Annotated in this window: 12 protein-coding genes and 1 tRNA gene; 9 read left to right on the forward strand and 4 right to left on the reverse strand. The window is 64.5% G+C overall.

All coding sequences use genetic code 11. The features are described 5' to 3' along the window. Positions 1-3 precede the first annotated feature (3 nt). Positions 4-2736 (forward strand): preprotein translocase subunit SecA, encoded by a 2733-nt coding sequence (gene secA, locus ACYG9V_RS00490; RefSeq protein WP_023672992.1) that lies wholly within the window; start codon positions 4-6, stop codon positions 2734-2736. A gap of 223 nt (positions 2737-2959) precedes the next feature. Here secA and ACYG9V_RS00495 read toward each other — a convergent pair whose 3' ends face one another. Further along, positions 2960-5548 carry an ATP-binding protein gene (locus ACYG9V_RS00495; RefSeq protein WP_352762694.1) on the reverse strand — a complete coding sequence of 863 codons (2589 nt, stop codon included), beginning with the start codon at positions 5546-5548 and terminating at the stop codon, positions 2960-2962. 244 nt (positions 5549-5792) lie between these two features. On the opposite strand from ACYG9V_RS00495, the gene ACYG9V_RS00500 reads away from it, so the two are divergent. The 6 genes from ACYG9V_RS00500 (at position 5793) to ACYG9V_RS00525 (ending at position 11896) form a co-directional block, all read left to right on the forward strand. Beyond that, positions 5793-6065, forward strand: coding sequence for a DUF4242 domain-containing protein (locus ACYG9V_RS00500; protein WP_023685308.1), 273 nt, complete (start codon positions 5793-5795; stop codon positions 6063-6065). Positions 6066-6500: 435 nt separating this feature from the next. Next, positions 6501-7004 carry a hypothetical protein gene (locus ACYG9V_RS00505; RefSeq protein WP_352762696.1) on the forward strand — a complete coding sequence of 168 codons (504 nt, stop codon included), beginning with the start codon at positions 6501-6503 and terminating at the stop codon, positions 7002-7004. A gap of 266 nt (positions 7005-7270) precedes the next feature. Continuing rightward, a complete protein-coding gene (locus ACYG9V_RS00510) occupies positions 7271-8674 on the forward strand; it encodes a lipopolysaccharide biosynthesis protein (RefSeq protein ID WP_352713318.1) in 1404 nt (467 codons plus the stop codon). Then, entirely contained in the window at positions 8674-9954 is a 1281-nt protein-coding gene (locus ACYG9V_RS00515; protein ID WP_352762697.1) for a GNAT family N-acetyltransferase, read from the forward strand. The genes ACYG9V_RS00510 and ACYG9V_RS00515 overlap by 1 nt, the downstream gene beginning before the upstream one ends. Positions 9955-10029: 75 nt before the next feature. Then, the gene (locus ACYG9V_RS00520) at positions 10030-11181 is read left to right on the forward strand and encodes a YncE family protein (protein WP_352762699.1); all 1152 of its coding nucleotides are present in this window, start codon (positions 10030-10032) and stop codon (positions 11179-11181) included. Positions 11182-11320: 139 nt separating this feature from the next. Further along, positions 11321-11896, forward strand: a complete 576-nt coding sequence (locus ACYG9V_RS00525; protein ID WP_023673757.1) for a cation transporter — start codon at positions 11321-11323, stop codon at positions 11894-11896. A gap of 188 nt (positions 11897-12084) precedes the next feature. On the opposite strand, the gene ACYG9V_RS00530 is transcribed toward ACYG9V_RS00525, so the two are convergent. Then, positions 12085-12169, reverse strand: a tRNA-Leu gene (locus ACYG9V_RS00530). 205 nt (positions 12170-12374) lie between these two features. Between ACYG9V_RS00530 and ACYG9V_RS00535 the strand changes: the two genes are divergently transcribed. Together ACYG9V_RS00535 and ACYG9V_RS00540 are read left to right on the forward strand one after the other, a co-directional pair. Beyond that, entirely contained in the window at positions 12375-12959 is a 585-nt protein-coding gene (locus ACYG9V_RS00535) for a YqaA family protein (RefSeq protein ID WP_023673756.1), read from the forward strand. A 62-nt stretch (positions 12960-13021) separates the two neighbouring features. Next, entirely contained in the window at positions 13022-13540 is a 519-nt protein-coding gene (locus ACYG9V_RS00540; protein ID WP_023832516.1) for a disulfide bond formation protein B, read from the forward strand. 266 nt (positions 13541-13806) lie between these two features. On the opposite strand, the gene ACYG9V_RS00545 is transcribed toward ACYG9V_RS00540, so the two are convergent. Continuing rightward, a complete protein-coding gene (locus ACYG9V_RS00545) occupies positions 13807-14364 on the reverse strand; it encodes an HNH endonuclease (RefSeq protein ID WP_008874122.1) in 558 nt (185 codons plus the stop codon). Positions 14365-14491: 127 nt separating this feature from the next. Then, entirely contained in the window at positions 14492-15133 is a 642-nt protein-coding gene (locus ACYG9V_RS00550) for a DNA-3-methyladenine glycosylase family protein (RefSeq protein ID WP_352762701.1), read from the reverse strand. Positions 15134-15137 lie beyond the last annotated feature (4 nt).

The following is a 15137-nucleotide window of genomic DNA, read 5'->3' on the forward strand; positions in this document are numbered from 1 at the left end:
CGGATGGTCAGTCTCGGCGGTCTCGCCCGTAAGGTTTTCGGTTCCTCCAACGATCGTCGCGTAAAATCGACCCGGCCGCGTGTCGAGGCGATCAACGCCATGGAAAACGAGATGCGGGCGCTGTCCGACGCCGAGCTTCAGGCCCGCACGGAAAAATTCCGCCAGGATATCGCCAACGGCGCTACGCTCGATGACCTGCTGGTGCCGGCCTTCGCCACCGTCCGCGAGGCATCCCGCCGCGTGCTCGGCATGCGCCCGTTCGACGTGCAGCTGATCGGCGGCATGGTGCTGCACAATGGCGGCATCGCCGAAATGCGCACCGGCGAGGGCAAGACCCTGGTCGCCACCCTGCCCGTTTATCTCAACGCGCTTGCCGGCAAGGGCGTCCATGTCGTCACCGTCAACGACTATCTCGCCACCCGCGACTCCGAATGGATGGGCCGCGTCTACAAATTCCTCGGCCTCTCGGTCGGCGTCATCGTCCATGGCCTGTCCGACGAGGAGCGCCGCGTCGCCTACGCGTCCGATGTTACCTATGCCACGAACAACGAGCTCGGCTTCGACTATTTGCGCGACAACATGAAGTATGAGCGCGCGCAGATGGTGCAGCGCGGCCACAATTACGCGATCGTCGACGAAGTCGATTCCATCCTGGTCGACGAGGCGCGCACGCCGCTGATCATTTCCGGTCCGCTCGAAGACCGTTCAGAAATGTACAACACCATCGATGCCTTCATGCTGCAGCTCGGCCCAGCCGACTACGAGATCGACGAGAAGCAGAAGACCTCGATCTTCACCGAGGAAGGCACCGAGAAGCTGGAAAACCTGCTGCGCGCGGCCGGCCTGCTCAAGGGCGAGTCGCTCTATGACGTCGAGAACGTCGCCATCGTCCACCACGTCAACAACGCGCTGAAGGCGCACCGGCTGTTCCAGAAGGACAAGGACTACATCGTCCGCAACGACGAGATCGTCATCATCGACGAATTCACCGGCCGCATGATGCCGGGACGCCGCTATTCGGAAGGCCTGCACCAGGCGCTCGAAGCCAAGGAGCATGTCGCGATCCAGCCGGAAAACCAGACGCTGGCCTCCGTCACCTTCCAGAACTATTTCCGCCTCTACAAGAAGCTGTCCGGCATGACCGGCACGGCGCTGACCGAGGCCGAGGAGTTCGGCAACATTTACGGCCTCGAAGTCACCGAGATCCCGACCAATCTGCCGGTCATCCGCAAGGACGAGGACGACGAGGTCTACCGGACGGTCGAGGAGAAGTACAAGGCGATCGTCAAGGAGATCAAGGAAGCGCGCGCCAAGGGCCAGCCGACGCTGGTCGGCACCACCTCGATCGAGAAATCCGAGCAGTTGGCCGAGCGCCTGCGCAAGGAAGGGTTCAAGGATTTCGAAGTGCTGAACGCCCGCCATCACGAGCGCGAAGCGGCCATCGTCGCCCAGGCCGGCAAGCCCGGCGCCATCACCATCGCCACCAACATGGCGGGACGCGGCACCGACATCAAGCTCGGCGGCAACGCCGAGATGCGCATCGAGGACGAACTGGGCGACATGCCTGCTGGTCCCGAGCGAGAGGCGCGCGAAAAGGAAATCATTGCCGATGTCGAGCGCCTGAAGGAAAAGGCGCTGGCCGCCGGCGGCCTCTACGTGCTCGCCACCGAGCGCCATGAATCGCGCCGCATCGACAACCAGCTCCGCGGCCGCTCCGGCCGCCAGGGCGACCCCGGCCGTTCGAAATTCTTCCTGTCGCTGCAGGACGATCTGATGCGCATCTTCGGCTCCGAGCGCATGGACGGCATGCTGCAGAAGCTTGGCCTCAAGGAAGACGAGGCCATCATCCATCCGTGGATCAACAAGGCGCTGGAAAAGGCGCAGAAGAAGGTCGAAGCGCGCAACTTCGACATCCGCAAGAACCTGTTGAAATACGACGACGTCTCGAACGACCAGCGCAAGGTGGTGTTCGAGCAGCGCATCGAATTGATGGACGGCGAAGGCCTGTCCGAGACGATCGCCGAGATGCGCGAAGGCGTCATCGAGGAGATCGTCACCAAGAACATCCCCGAAAACGCCTATGCCGAGCAGTGGAACGTCGCCGGCCTCAAGGCCGAGGTCGCCGAATTCCTCAATCTCGACCTGCCGGTCGAGGACTGGGTCAAGGAAGAAGGCATTGCCGAGGACGACATCCGCGAGCGCCTGACCAAGGCCGCCGACGCCGCCGCCAAGGAGCGCGCCGAGCGCTTCGGCCCAGACGTGATGAGCTATGTCGAACGCTCGGTGGTGTTGCAGACGCTCGATCATCTGTGGCGCGAGCACATCGTCAACCTCGACCATCTGCGTTCGGTCGTCGGCTTCCGCGGCTACGCCCAGCGCGACCCGCTGCAGGAATACAAGAGCGAGGCGTTCGAGCTGTTCCAGGCGCTGCTCGGCAATCTGCGCCAGGCCGTCACCGCGCAATTGATGCGCGTCGAACTGGTCCGCCAGGCCGCCGAAGCGCCGCCGCCCGAAGCGCCGGAAATGTTCGGCAGCCACATTGACGGCACCACGGGCGAGGACGATTTCGAGGGTGGCGAGACCGCACTTCTGGTTCGCCAGGAGAGCAACGCCATCGTCGCTCCCGAAGACCGCGATCCGAACAACCAGGCGACCTGGGGCAAGATCGGCCGCAACGAAGCCTGCCCCTGCGGCTCCGGCAAGAAATACAAGCACTGCCACGGCGCGTTTGCCTGATTTCAGCGGCTAGGTCGGCGGGACAGCACCCCCCTCCGGCCTGCCGGCCATCTCCCCCCTCAAGGGGGGAGATCAGCAGCTTCGGCGCCGTAACTTCTTTCAATTTCGACAATTGGCGAAAGCCACAGTGACAGCCAATCTTCCCCCTTGAGGGGAGATGTCCGGCAGGACAGAGGGGGGGTGCGAAGGATCGCGACCTCTCGGTCCAACCCTCGTCAAACCCTCACAACAACCCCGAATCGCGCGCCGCCGCCGTCGCCTCGCCGCGCGACACCGCATCCAGCTTGCCCAGCACCGCCGAGACATGGTGATCGACCGTCTTTGGCGAAATCGTCAATTGCTCGGCGATCCGCTTGTTTGACAGGCCGCGTTCGATCAGCTGCAGCACCTGCATCTGGCGCAAGGTGAGGCCGGCGAGGTTGGCGCGCGTCGAGCGGCGCGGGCCGCGGGCGATGCCGCCAACGCCGTTCTTGCGCATGATATCGCGCAGGCGCTGGGCCGCCGGCCTTGCCCCCAGGCCGTCGAAAATATCCAATGCCAGACGCTGCCCCTCGTCATCGCCGAGGATGAGCGCCAGTCCGCGCTCGTATGGCGCATTCAATTCGGACCAGAGTGCCGAAGCCGAACGCCAGTCGCCGGTCAGGAGCAGCCGGTATGGTGTCGCCATCTCGGCGGTGTCGCCGGCCGGCATATCGGGAGAGAGCAATGTTCGCCACAGAGCCAGCTCACCGACATGGGCACGCGAGCGCACCGGCGTTTCGGCGCGGGTGATCAGCGCCAGCGCCTCTTGCCTGTCGGCCAGGCCCAGCCATGCCTGCTCCGCCATCAGCGCCGCGTAAGAGCTCAGCATCTGCAGGTCGCCGCCGCTTCCGACCAGACGCGCCATTTCGGCGAACAGCGGCTCGGCCGAGGGATCGCCGCGCCTCAGGCGCAGTTTCGCCAGTGCCAGCAGCGCCGGAAACCGGCCCACGGTGGTTGTCCGCTCATTGTCGATGACATCGCTTGCCGTCGCGGCGGCCTCATCCCATTGGCCCTGACGCAGTTGCACATCGGCCAGCATGCCCCTGAGATAGTCGCGCCAGGTGCCGAGGTCGTTCTCGGTGCAATAGTGGATGCCGCTCTCGAGCACCGGACGTGCCGCGTCGTAGCTCATCTGGGTGATCTCGAAACAGGCGCGGTTGGTGAAGGCGCGCGCGGCATGTTCCTGGAAATTGCCTTGGAGCGCAATTTCAAGGCTTTCGTCGAGGCGCAGGCGTCCGGCATCCGGATTGAGCCACTGCTCGACGCAGCCGACATTGTTGAGGGCATGCGACGCGATGTCGGGACGGTTCATGCGCGCAGCCAGCGCCGCTGCCTTCTCGCCATAGAACAGCGTGTCTTCCACCCTCTCCGAAAGCATCGCCAGATGCGAAAGGTTCGAATAGGCCATAGCGAGTTCGGGACCGGCGGGAGCCGCTTCCAACATAGCCACAGCCTCGGCGCCGAAGGCGGCCGCCGCCTCGCGGTCATCGCCCATTTCGCTCAGCCGGGAGAGCCATCTCAGGCTGTCGCCCTCCTTCAGCCTGTTGCCGTCTGCCTGATGCAGTCGGCGCGCCTCGCCCTGCGCCGCAAGCGCGTCGTCGATCTTGCCGATGAGATGACACTCGAACGCATGGCTTTCGTAGAGTACCGCACGTTCCGTGGCCGGCAGGCTGTCGGCCTGCTGCAAGGCGATCTCGTAATAGCCGGCGGCATCGCGATGGGCGCCGACGCGCGACGCCTCGCGCGCGGCGATTGGCGCAAATTCGCGCACCGCCGCCAGATTGTGCGCCTCGACCGCATGATGCACCAGGCGGCCTGTGGAGACGTCGCCATTTTCGAGCAGTGCCGCCAGCGCACGCTGGTTGAACTGCCGCCTGTGCGACGTCGTCAGCATCATTTCGATGGCGCGTCGCGCGATGTCGTGGCGGAAGGCGTAGCCGTCGCCCAGATCGTCAAGCAGGCCGTTGGCGACACACTCGGCCAACTGGCCGGCGCTGGCGACGCCGCACAGGCCCTGCAGGGCCCAGGCGTCGGCGCGGCGCGGAAACACCGACACCGCGTCGAGCATGGCCCGGGCGCCAACCGACAGCCGCTCGGCCCTTGCCAGCACGGCGTCGCGCACGCTTGCCGGCAGCGCCGTTTCGTTTTCGGCCGACAGCAATTCGGTGACAAAGAAGGCATTGCCTGCGGTCGCCCGGTAGATGGCGTCGCCATCGCGGCCGGCCGCATCGGCGAGCGACAGCACGGCCGCCTGGCTGAGCAGCGGCACGTCGATGCGCGCCACGCTGCCGGCCGGGATTTCGCCCAGGGCGCGGCGTACCCGCATCTGTCCCTCGCTGCGGTCGGTGCGCGCCGTCAGCAACAGCAGGATGTGGGTGTTGACGATACGCCGGCCGAGGAAGCGCACGAAATCGAGCGTCGCATCATCGGCCCAGTGCAGGTCTTCGATGATCAGCAGGCACGGCCCCTTGGCCGCAAAAGCGTCGAGCGCATCGGAAAACAGCGGCAGTCTCTGCCCATGCCGGGCGTCGATTGCGCGCGGCAGCGCCCATTGCGCCTCACGGGCCAGATCGTAAAGCGGCCCCAGCGGATCGGGGATCGACAGATCCTCGCAAGCGCTGCGCAACGTCGCCGCGCTCTCTCCGACACGGGCCGCGAATGCCTCGACAAGCGCCGTCTTGCCGGCGCCGGCCTCCCCGGCCAGCACGGCGACGCGGCCATGGCCGCCTATTGCATCGCCAAGCAGGCTCTCCAACTGCTGCAGCTGCGTCTGCCGTTCCAGAAGCATCATTATCATCGTCTCATACGATCGGAGTTTTCCCACCATGGCGGGCCGCTCACGATTAGCCCGTGAAGAAAGCGACGCAATGTGACTTTGCACACATTGCCGTGCCTCTTTCCACAAAGAACGACGCCAATATAGGGAATCGTCCCGCCAAATATGGGGAATCGTTCCGATGCGCGGGCCGGGCCGGCGTGGTCAACGTCCAGCCGCGCTCCGATCGAGCGTGAACCAATGGAAAAGGAAACCTTCCATGCCTCGCTACCTGATTGAACGCACATTTCCGGACGGCCTCAACATACCGATGACCGACATCGGCGCCACTGCGGTCGGCGGCGTCGTCATGCGCAATGCCGAAAAGGGCGTCACCTGGATCCAGTCCTTCGTCACGCCCGACAAGAAGCACAGCTTCTGCATCTACGACGCGCCGACGCCCGAAGCGATCCGCAGCACGGCTCAGAAAAACTCGCTGCCGGTCGACAAGATCACGGAGGTACGGGTTCTTGACCCTTACTTTTACCTCTGATCCTGCGTTCGGTCGCCACGATGATGAGCATCAAACTGTCCTTCGCGGCCCTGGCGAACTGCCTGATGGCCTGCCGCTCGGCGGAATCGGGCCTGTCCTGGGAAAGACCGTCCGGCCAACCTCCGTGCTCGGCCGTCTATGGCGGTTCGCGACGAGGCTGCCTGCGTATCTGTCTGAAAGGCGGCGCTTGCCCCCGGAAGGCGACTATCTGAGGCGCGACATCGGGCTATCGGAGCGGGACGTCCCGCAGGAATATTGGCAATATTACATTTGGGATCGTTGATTTTGCACGGTTTTTAATGGCTGCGGCCAAAGCCCGGCAACGGAAGCCGCATCGCATGAACCGGGACGGACAAACCAAATCCTAAACCAACGCCGCAGGCGTTTCGGCATCGGCCGCCGCCGCCTCGAGCGTCAACAAACGAACGGAAGACCATGACCATAATTCTTTGGAAGACACGCTTCGCGGCCATCGCCGCCATCTCGATCGCGGCGGGTGCGGCCGCCCAGGCGCACGACGCCAATCCGCTGGCCGAAAAGGTGCGCGCCGCCAACAGCCGCTTCGAAAATGTGGCAGCCGCCACCGCCGAAGGCTACGCCCCCATCCCTTGCGCCAGCGGCATCACCGGCGGCGCCATGGGCATCCACTATGTCAACGGCGCCTATCTCAAGGACGATGCCGTCGATGTCGCCAAGCCCGAAGCGGTGATGTACGAGCCGACGGCCGACGGCGGCCTGAAGCTGATAGCGGTCGAATACATCACCTCGAAAGGCCCGGCCTCGCTCGAAGGCCAGCTGTTCAACTTCAACAGCGCCCCCAATCGCTACGGCCTCGGCCCGTTCTACGAACTGCATGTCTGGGCATGGAAACAGAACCCGACCGGCGCCTTCGCCGACATGAACCCGAACGTGTCCTGCGAAACCATGAAGGGCATGTAACGCCCCCATGTGACACCTCCGGCACCGGACCACCCGGTGCCTGGCCTTCCCCCTTGGCGGGGGGAGGGGCGAGCGCAACGCCGACCGGCTCCCCAGTCTTCCCCGGCGTTCGCTCGCCTTTTGTTATGCCTCCGGCATACGATGACGCACCTTGCACACGCGGCCGTCCTTGGCCCCTCGGCGCACCCGCACCTGCCCACCCTTTCTTAAGGTGTTTCGGATACATCGAAACCTTGAAAAGAGGCGGAAAACGGAGAGACATCGGGGTGCGCTTTTCCGCGGCGACGACGGCCGGGCGGTTCTTGCCGCAGCGCTTGGCGCTGCGCATGAGGCCTCTGCTTGGCCGGATCGATGCGGTGCTGTTCACCGCCGACGAGCGCGGCGAAGCCGGGCGCATGTCGCTGATCGCCTTTGCCATCCGCATCGTCAGCGCCGTCATCGCCTTCATCAGCCAGGTGCTGATGGCGCGCTGGATGGGCTCGTTCGAATACGGAATCTTCGTCCTCGTCTGGGTGACGATGGTCATCGTCGGCAACCTCGCCTGCCTCGGCTTCCACACCTCGGTTATCCGCTTCATCCCCGAATACCGCGAACGCAACATGCTGGCCGAGCTGCGCGGCATCGTGGTCGCCAGCCGCCTGTTCGTGCTGATTGCCTCGACCGCGATCGCCGGACTTGGCGCGCTGGGCGTCTGGCTGTGCGCGAACTGGATCGAGAGCTACTATGTCATGCCCTTCATCCTCGGCCTGTTCTGCCTGCCGATGATCGCCATGGGCGACCTGCTGCAGGGCCAGTCTCGGGCCAATTCCTGGGCGTTGTTTGCATTGTCGCCGACCTATCTGGTGCGGCCGGTGCTGATCCTGGCGCTGATGGCGCTGATGCTGGCGCTGGGCTATGCGCCCGACGCCAGGACCGCGATCTTCGCTTCGATCGCCGCCACCTACGCCACCACGCTGGGCCAGCTCATCGGCGTGACCACGCGCATGGGCAGGAATATCCCGGCCGGGCCGATGAAGGTGCATTTCGCTGAGTGGTTCATCGTCTCGCTGCCGATCTTCCTGGTCGAGAGCTTCTTCTTCCTGCTCACCAACGCCGACGTGCTGATGGTCGGCGCCTATCTCCAGCCCAATGACGTCGCCGTCTATTTCGCCACCGTCAAGACGCTGGCGCTGGTGCATTTCGTCTATTTCTCCGTCAAGGCCGGCGTTGCCCAGCGTTATGCGCAGTTCACCCATGGCGAACCGGAAAAGCTCGCCGCCTTCGCCCGCGAGACCGTGTCGTGGACGTTCTGGCCGTCGCTGCTGATGGCGCTGCTGGTGCTGGCGCTCGGCGAACCGATGCTGGTGCTGTTCGGGCCCGAATTCACCGCCGGCTATCCGCTGCTGTTCCTGCTGGTGTTCGGCGTCGTGGCGCGCGCCGCCGTCGGCCCTTGCGAAAGCCTGTTGACGATGAGCGGCAACCAGAACATCTGCGCCGCCGTCTATGCCATGACGCTGGCCTTCAACATCGGCCTCAACGTGGTGCTGATCCCGCTCTTTGGCCTGTGGGGGGCGGCGATCGCCACCAGCCTCGCCATGGTCTTCGAGGCCAGCGCCCTGTCCTTCACCGTCTGGCGCAAGCTCGGCATCGTCATGCTGATCTTCGTGCCCGCTGCCGAGGGAGCCGCCTGATGGCCGCCATCCCGCTGATCGAGGAAACCAGCGGCGGTCCGGCCGGCGCCATGGTGTCCGGCCTTGCCGGCCTGGCGCGCGACGCCGATCCGGCGCATCTCGAGATCCTCGCCAACAACCGGCCGCTGCGCAAGCTGGCGATCTATCCGGCTTCGGCCGGCTTCGAACTGGTCGAGGAACTCGACTATCTGTGCACCCGCACGATCGAGCCCAACGTCTTCTTCAACCCGCGCTTTCTGGCGCCGGCCATGCCCCGGCTGGAAGATCGCGAGGTCAAGCTGGCGGTGATCCGCGACGGCGACGAATACCGCAACCGGCTGCGCCTGCTGGTGCCGTTCTCGGTCGAAAGGCCGGCCGTGCCGCTCGGCGTTCCGGTGATGCGCACTTGGTCGAGCCCGTTCGGCCCGATCGGCACGCCGCTGGTCGACCATGACGACCCGATCGGCGTCGTCGAGGATTTCTTCGGCATGCTGTCGCGGCCGCATCTCAAGTTGCCGAAGGTCTTCGTGCTGCCCGACATGCGCCTCGACGGCCCGTTGGCCAGCGTGCTGGCCACCGTTGCCGAGACGCGCGGCCTGACAATGGTCACCACCGGCAAGGCGGACCGGCCGGTGCTCGAAAGTGCGCTCGACGGCGAGGCGTATCTGAAAGCATCGCTGCGCGCGCACCACTACCGCGAATTCCGCCGCCTGAAGCGGCGCCTGGGGGATCTCGGCAGGCTGGAACATATCGTGGCGCGGGGACCGGACGAAATCCGCCACGCCATCGAAAGTTTCCTGACGCTGGAAGCGGCCGGCTGGAAGGGCCGCGAGCGCACCGCCATGGCCATCGACCGCTACCGCGCCGCCTTTGCCCGCGAGGCCGTGCACCGGCTGGCCGAGCAGGACATGTGCCGCATCCATTCCCTGACGCTGGACGGCCGCACAATCGCCTGCCTGGTCGTCTTCGTCGAGGCTGGCGTCGCCTACACCTGGAAGACCGCCTATGACGAGACGCTGGCGACCTATTCGCCGGGCACGCTGCTGATGATCGAGGTGACCAGGCAGCATCTCGACGACCCCAACATCATGATGACCGATTCCTGCGCCGTGCCCGACCACCCGGTGATGAGCCGGCTGTGGAGCGAGCGCAAGCCGATGGGCTCGCTGGTGATCGGACTGACGCCGGATGCCGACCGCCTCGCCCGCCAGGCCGCCTCGCAGCTGCATCTCTACCGCGAAACCCGCAACATGGCCCGCCTGCTGCGCAACCGCGTGAAGAGTTTGCTGGGACGGCGATAGCCACTGGATCAACGGCAAGACACCAGCTATGGCTCCGGCGGCAATTTCGGCCGGCCTTCACGACAAGCCATCCTGATGATCAGAACCTTTTTGCGTCACGCCGGTCCCCGTGCGGCCTTTTCGCTGCTTGCGCTGCTGCCTGTCCGCGCCTGGGCCGATAGCTGTCCCGAGGATTGCAGCGAGCCCGCGCCGTCCGTCAACATCTACAGCCACACCGCCGCCGGCCATCTCAGCCCGGCCACGCTGGGTGCACTGCCGCGCGTCTATGTGCCGAACCGCTCCTCCAACAGCGTCACGGTGATCGACACCATGACACTCAAGGAAGTCGACAGGTTCCCGGTCGGCAGCAAACCGCAGCACGTCGTGCCGTCCTGGGACCTGAAGACGCTCTGGGTCGCCAACAATGGCACCGGCAAGAACGGCAGCCTGACGCCGATCGACCCGATGACCGGCAAGCCCGGCCCGCAGATCGCCGTGGACGATCCCTACAATTTGTATTTCATGCCGGGCGCGGCCATCGTCGTCGACGAAGCCCTGGAGCGGCTCGATTTCCGCGATCCTCACACCATGGCGCTAATGTCGAGCCTGCCGACGCCCACTTGCCCCGGCATCAACCACGCCGAATTCTCGGTCGACGGGGCCTACGCGATCTTCACCTGCGAATACGGCAATGGCGGATTGGCAAAGATCGACCTGAAGAACCAGAAGGTGCTTGGCCATCTCGACTTCTCGAAAATGGGCATGCCGCAGGACATCCGCCTCTCGCCCGACGGCAAGGTTTTTTACGTCGCCGACATGATGAATGACGGCGTGTTCCTCGTCGATGGCGACAGTTTCAAGGAAATCGGCTTCATCCCGACCGGCATCGGCGCCCATGGCTTCGTCGTCAGCCGCGACGGCAAGCGGCTCTATGTCTCGAACCGGGGCTCGCACAAGATGGAGCAGGGCCAGGCAAAGGGACCGGGCAGCGTGACGGTGATCGACTTCGCTACCCGCGCGGTCGTCACGCAATGGCCGATCCCCGGCGGCGGCAGCCCCGACATGGGCAACGTCAGCGCCGACGGCAAACAACTATGGCTGTCCGGCCGCTTCGACAGTGCCGCCTACATGATCGACACGACATCAGGCGCGGTGACCAAGTTTCGGGTTGGCTCAGAGCCGCACGGCCTGACGGTGTGGCCACAGCCGGGGCGGTATTCGCAAGGGCATACGGGGAATATGCGCTAAGTCCGTGTTCGAGGCGCGGCTCGAACGCAAAAGGTCGCAAGGGCAACCGCCCATCGGCCGGGACCCGGAACGAGCAGGGGCTTTCCTTGGAAACCGCGAAGCTGTAGCTCCACACACTGGTTTCGGATACTGCCAGAAGATGAACCTTCGCCGCATCGTCCTCATCGTCGCGCTTCTCAATCTTGCCTATTTCGGGATCGAGTTCGCTGTGGCGCTCGCCATTGGATCAGTGTCCCTGTTCGCCGACAGCATCGACTTTCTTGAAGATGCTTCCGTGAACCTCCTTATCCTGCTCGCACTTGGGTGGTCTGTGCGCTCCCGTGCGCGGGTGGGGATGGCATTGGCGCTCATCCTTCTCATGCCGGGTCTGGCAACGCTCTGGACGGCTTGGGAGAAGTTCAACGTGCCGGTGCCGCCGCAGCCCATCGCCTTGACCTTGGCGGGACTTGGCGCTCTCGCCGTCAACCTGTCCTGTGCCTACATGCTGGCCGCGCACCGGCATCGTGGCGGCAGCCTCACAAAGGCGGCCTTCCTGTCGGCCCGCAACGACGCCTTGGCCAACATCGCCATTATTGCCGCAGGGTTGGTCACGGCCTTGCTCTGGCATTCCGCGTGGCCCGATTTGGCGGTGGGATTGGGGATCGCGGTCATGAACGCCGACGCGGCCCGCGAAGTGTGGGAAGCTGCCCGTGAAGAACACCGTGCGGCGGCCTGAGAGCACGTAGAGCGGGGCTACCGGCCGCCGCTGATTGGCGCTATCGCTGTCATCCTCAGCAGCCGCGGTTGGCTCTGTGTTCGAGGCACTGTTCGAACCCGGAGGGTTCGCAAGGGCGACCGCCCGTCGGCCGGTCAGGCCGCCCCATCGGAGCCCATGAGCGAAGCGAACTGGCGTGAGATCAAAAATGGTGCCCCTAGCCGGAATCGAACCAGCACTCCTTGCGGAACTCGATTTTGAGTCGAGCGCGTCTACCAATTCCGCCATAGGGGCTCAGGCCCAAAGGCCTGGATGGGCGCGGACTATACGGTTGGAGGCCTGTTCGTCAACTGGCCAAATGCGCCGCCGTGCCCTGCTTGCGGCAAAAGCCCGCCTTTCTGTTTCGTGAAGCTCCTGCCATTGTGCGGCGCGGAAAATCTTTCTAGACAGACGCGCATCAAAGCGCGTTGCGTGTGGCAACCTGCATCCAGGAGAGCCGATGCTTCGCGGACTTTACGACTGGACCTTGTCGCTGGCGGCCCGCAAATCCGCCGAATGGTGGCTGGCCTTCATCGCCTTCGTCGAAAGCTCGGTGTTTTTCATACCTGCCGACGTCTTGTACCTGCCCATGGCGTTGGCGCGGCCCGAACGCGCCTATCGCTACGCGCTGACCGCCACCGTTGCGTCCGTGCTGGGCGGCATTGCCGGCTGGCTGATCGGCTACTATGCCTACGACACGATAGCACGGCCGATGCTGGAGCACTTTGGCGGCCTTGACGCGTTCGAGAGGTGGCAGTCGGCCGGCACCGGGCTGATGCTGGTGCTGCTCGTCACATCGGGTGCCGCCCACCTGCCGCCGATCAAGGTGGTCACCATTCTGGCAGGCGCCCTCCACGTCAATCTTTTCGTCTTCATCGTCTCCGCCATCCTGGCGCGTGGCGCTCGTTTCCTGCTTCTTGCCTGGCTGCTGCGCCGCTATGGCGAAGAGATCAAGGAATTCATCGAGAAGCGTTTGGGATTGATCGTCGGCGCCGGCGCCGCTGCCCTGATTTTGCTCTATATCGTCGTCAAATACGCCTTCTGACCGCCCAAGGCGGGCGGTGGGTCAGGACTATGCCGGCGGACGGCGAATTCAACGGACGAAACATGACAGCCACGATGACAGCCGATACCGGACGCCAGCGGACGCGCACCGCTTTGTTTCTCGCCGTCGCCATGGCCGCCACGGTCGGCTCCGCGCTCGCCTTCCAGCACATAGGCGGCTACATCCCCTGCCATCTGTGCCTGGAGCAGCGCGCGCCCTATTATATCGGCGCCCCGCTGATGCTGCTGGCGGTGATCGCCTCGATGCTTAGCGCGCCCGCATGGCTGACGCGCGGCCTGCTTGCCGTCGGCGGCCTGCTGATGCTCTATGGCCTCTATCTCGGCGTCTATCATTCGGGCGTCGAATGGGCCTGGTGGCAGGGCCCGGCCGATTGCACGGCCGGCGCCGGCCCGGTCGACACCGGCGGCAAGGGCGTGCTCGACGCGCTCGACAAATTCGTGCCGCCATCCTGCGACAAGGCAGCCCTTCGTATCCTCGGCCTGTCGCTGGCCGGCTGGAACGCCATCGCCAGCTTCATCCTCGCCGCCATCGCCTTCCGCGGCGCGCTGGCGCGCGACTAATCAAGTGCGAGGTCGCGCCATGCGGCCAGTCTCTAAATGTTGGCACCGCCCCTCATTGCCCTGCCGGGCATTTCTCCCCGTGTAGTGACGGGGAGAAAGACGCAGTCATCGATGGTTTCGCCAATCCCGAACGCTGAAAAAAGGGCGCCAGATTTGCAGCCAATTCCCTTCTCCCCGTCACAATACGGGGAGAAGGTGGCGGCAGCCGGATGAGGGGCAGCACCTGACATCGGCGATTGCCCTGGCAAGGCCGATCGGGCCAATCCCTACGGCTCCAACTCCACATCCCAGTAGAGATAATCCATCCAGCTTTCATGCAGATGGTTGGGCGGGAACAGCCGGCCATTGTTGTGCAGGTCGTGCACGGTCGGCTGGTAGGGCTTCTGCAGCGGCCACATCTTGGCGTGCGCCGGCATCATGCCGCCCTTCCTCAGATTGCAGGGTGAACAGGCGGCCACGACATTCTCCCACGTCGTCGCCCCGCCGCGATGGCGCGGGATGACGTGGTCGAAGGTCAGATCCTCGGGCGTGCCGCAATACTGGCACTGGAAGCGGTCGCGCAGGAACACGTTGAAGCGGGTGAATGCCGGGTGCCTCGACGGCTTCACATAGGCCTTCAGGCTGACGACGCTGGGCAGCTTCATCGAAAAGGTCGGCGAAGACACCGCATGCTCGTATTCGGCGACGATGTTGACCCGGTCGAGGAACACCGCCTTGATGGCGTCCTGCCAGGACCAGAGCGACAAGGGGTAATAGCTGAGCGGACGGTAATCCGCATTCAGCACCAGCGCAGGAAGCCCATCCGGAGATACGGCAACCGTCACCTTGTTGACCTCCTCGTTTAAAACCGATCGGCGTGGATACTGTAAGCCCGACATGACAGGGATGTGAAGCGGATTGTCATCAGCCAAACGCGGCAAAAATGCAGGGTTTTCATGCTTTTTTGCGGTTTCAGTTCGGAGGTGCCGCGTCCCGGCCCCTGGTTTCGCGATAATAGGACCAGAAAAGCCGCGATGCGACACCTCGCCACGGGCTCCATGATTCGGCCAGGGCGATCAGCGTTTTCTCCGGCGGACGCGGCTCGATACCGAGCGCGTGGCCGACCGCGCTCTGCAGCGCGACGTCGCGCGCGGGGAAAATATCGGGGTGGCCGGCGGCAAACAGGAGATAGACTTCCGCCGTCCACGGGCCGATGCCCGGCACCGCGATCATAGCCGCGATCGCCTCTTCGGCGTCGAGCGAACAGAGGTGATGCAGGTCGAGCCCCTCAACCACGGCCTGCGCAACCGCGATCAGACCGCGCTGCTTCGGCCGCGACAGCCCGGCCTCGCGAAACATGTCCTCGCCGGCGGCAAGGATCGCCTGCGGCGTCAGCGGATCGACCAGTTTCACCAGCCGGCCGAAAATCGCATCGGCGCTCGCACGGGATACTTGTTGCGAAACGATAATGGAGGCCAGGCTTCGAAAGCCGGGCTCCGACAGCCGCAGCGGCACCTCTCCGGCCATGCCGCGCACCTTTTCCAGGCGCGGATCGATTGCGCAAAGCGCATCCAGCCCGCGCGCAATATCGTCCAGTGTCGCGATGCGTTGCATGTTT

Source organism: Mesorhizobium sp. W016 (assembly GCF_054719485.1).

Bases quoted from the DNA above. Each gene is read 5' to 3' on its own strand.
- secA (WP_023672992.1), top strand. From the start codon at position 4: ATGGTCAGTCTCGGCGGTCTCGCCCGTAAGGTTTTCGGTTCCTCCAAC.
- ACYG9V_RS00495 (WP_352762694.1), bottom strand. From the start codon at position 5,548: ATGATGCTTCTGGAACGGCAGACGCAGCTGCAGCAGTTGGAGAGCCTG.
- ACYG9V_RS00500 (WP_023685308.1), top strand. From the start codon at position 5,793: ATGCCTCGCTACCTGATTGAACGCACATTTCCGGACGGCCTCAACATA.
- ACYG9V_RS00505 (WP_352762696.1), top strand. From the start codon at position 6,501: ATGACCATAATTCTTTGGAAGACACGCTTCGCGGCCATCGCCGCCATC.
- ACYG9V_RS00515 (WP_352762697.1), top strand. From the start codon at position 8,674: ATGGCCGCCATCCCGCTGATCGAGGAAACCAGCGGCGGTCCGGCCGGC.
- ACYG9V_RS00520 (WP_352762699.1), top strand. From the start codon at position 10,030: ATGATCAGAACCTTTTTGCGTCACGCCGGTCCCCGTGCGGCCTTTTCG.
- ACYG9V_RS00525 (WP_023673757.1), top strand. From the start codon at position 11,321: ATGAACCTTCGCCGCATCGTCCTCATCGTCGCGCTTCTCAATCTTGCC.
- ACYG9V_RS00535 (WP_023673756.1), top strand. From the start codon at position 12,375: ATGCTTCGCGGACTTTACGACTGGACCTTGTCGCTGGCGGCCCGCAAA.
- ACYG9V_RS00540 (WP_023832516.1), top strand. From the start codon at position 13,022: ATGACAGCCACGATGACAGCCGATACCGGACGCCAGCGGACGCGCACC.
- ACYG9V_RS00550 (WP_352762701.1), bottom strand. From the start codon at position 15,133: ATGCAACGCATCGCGACACTGGACGATATTGCGCGCGGGCTGGATGCG.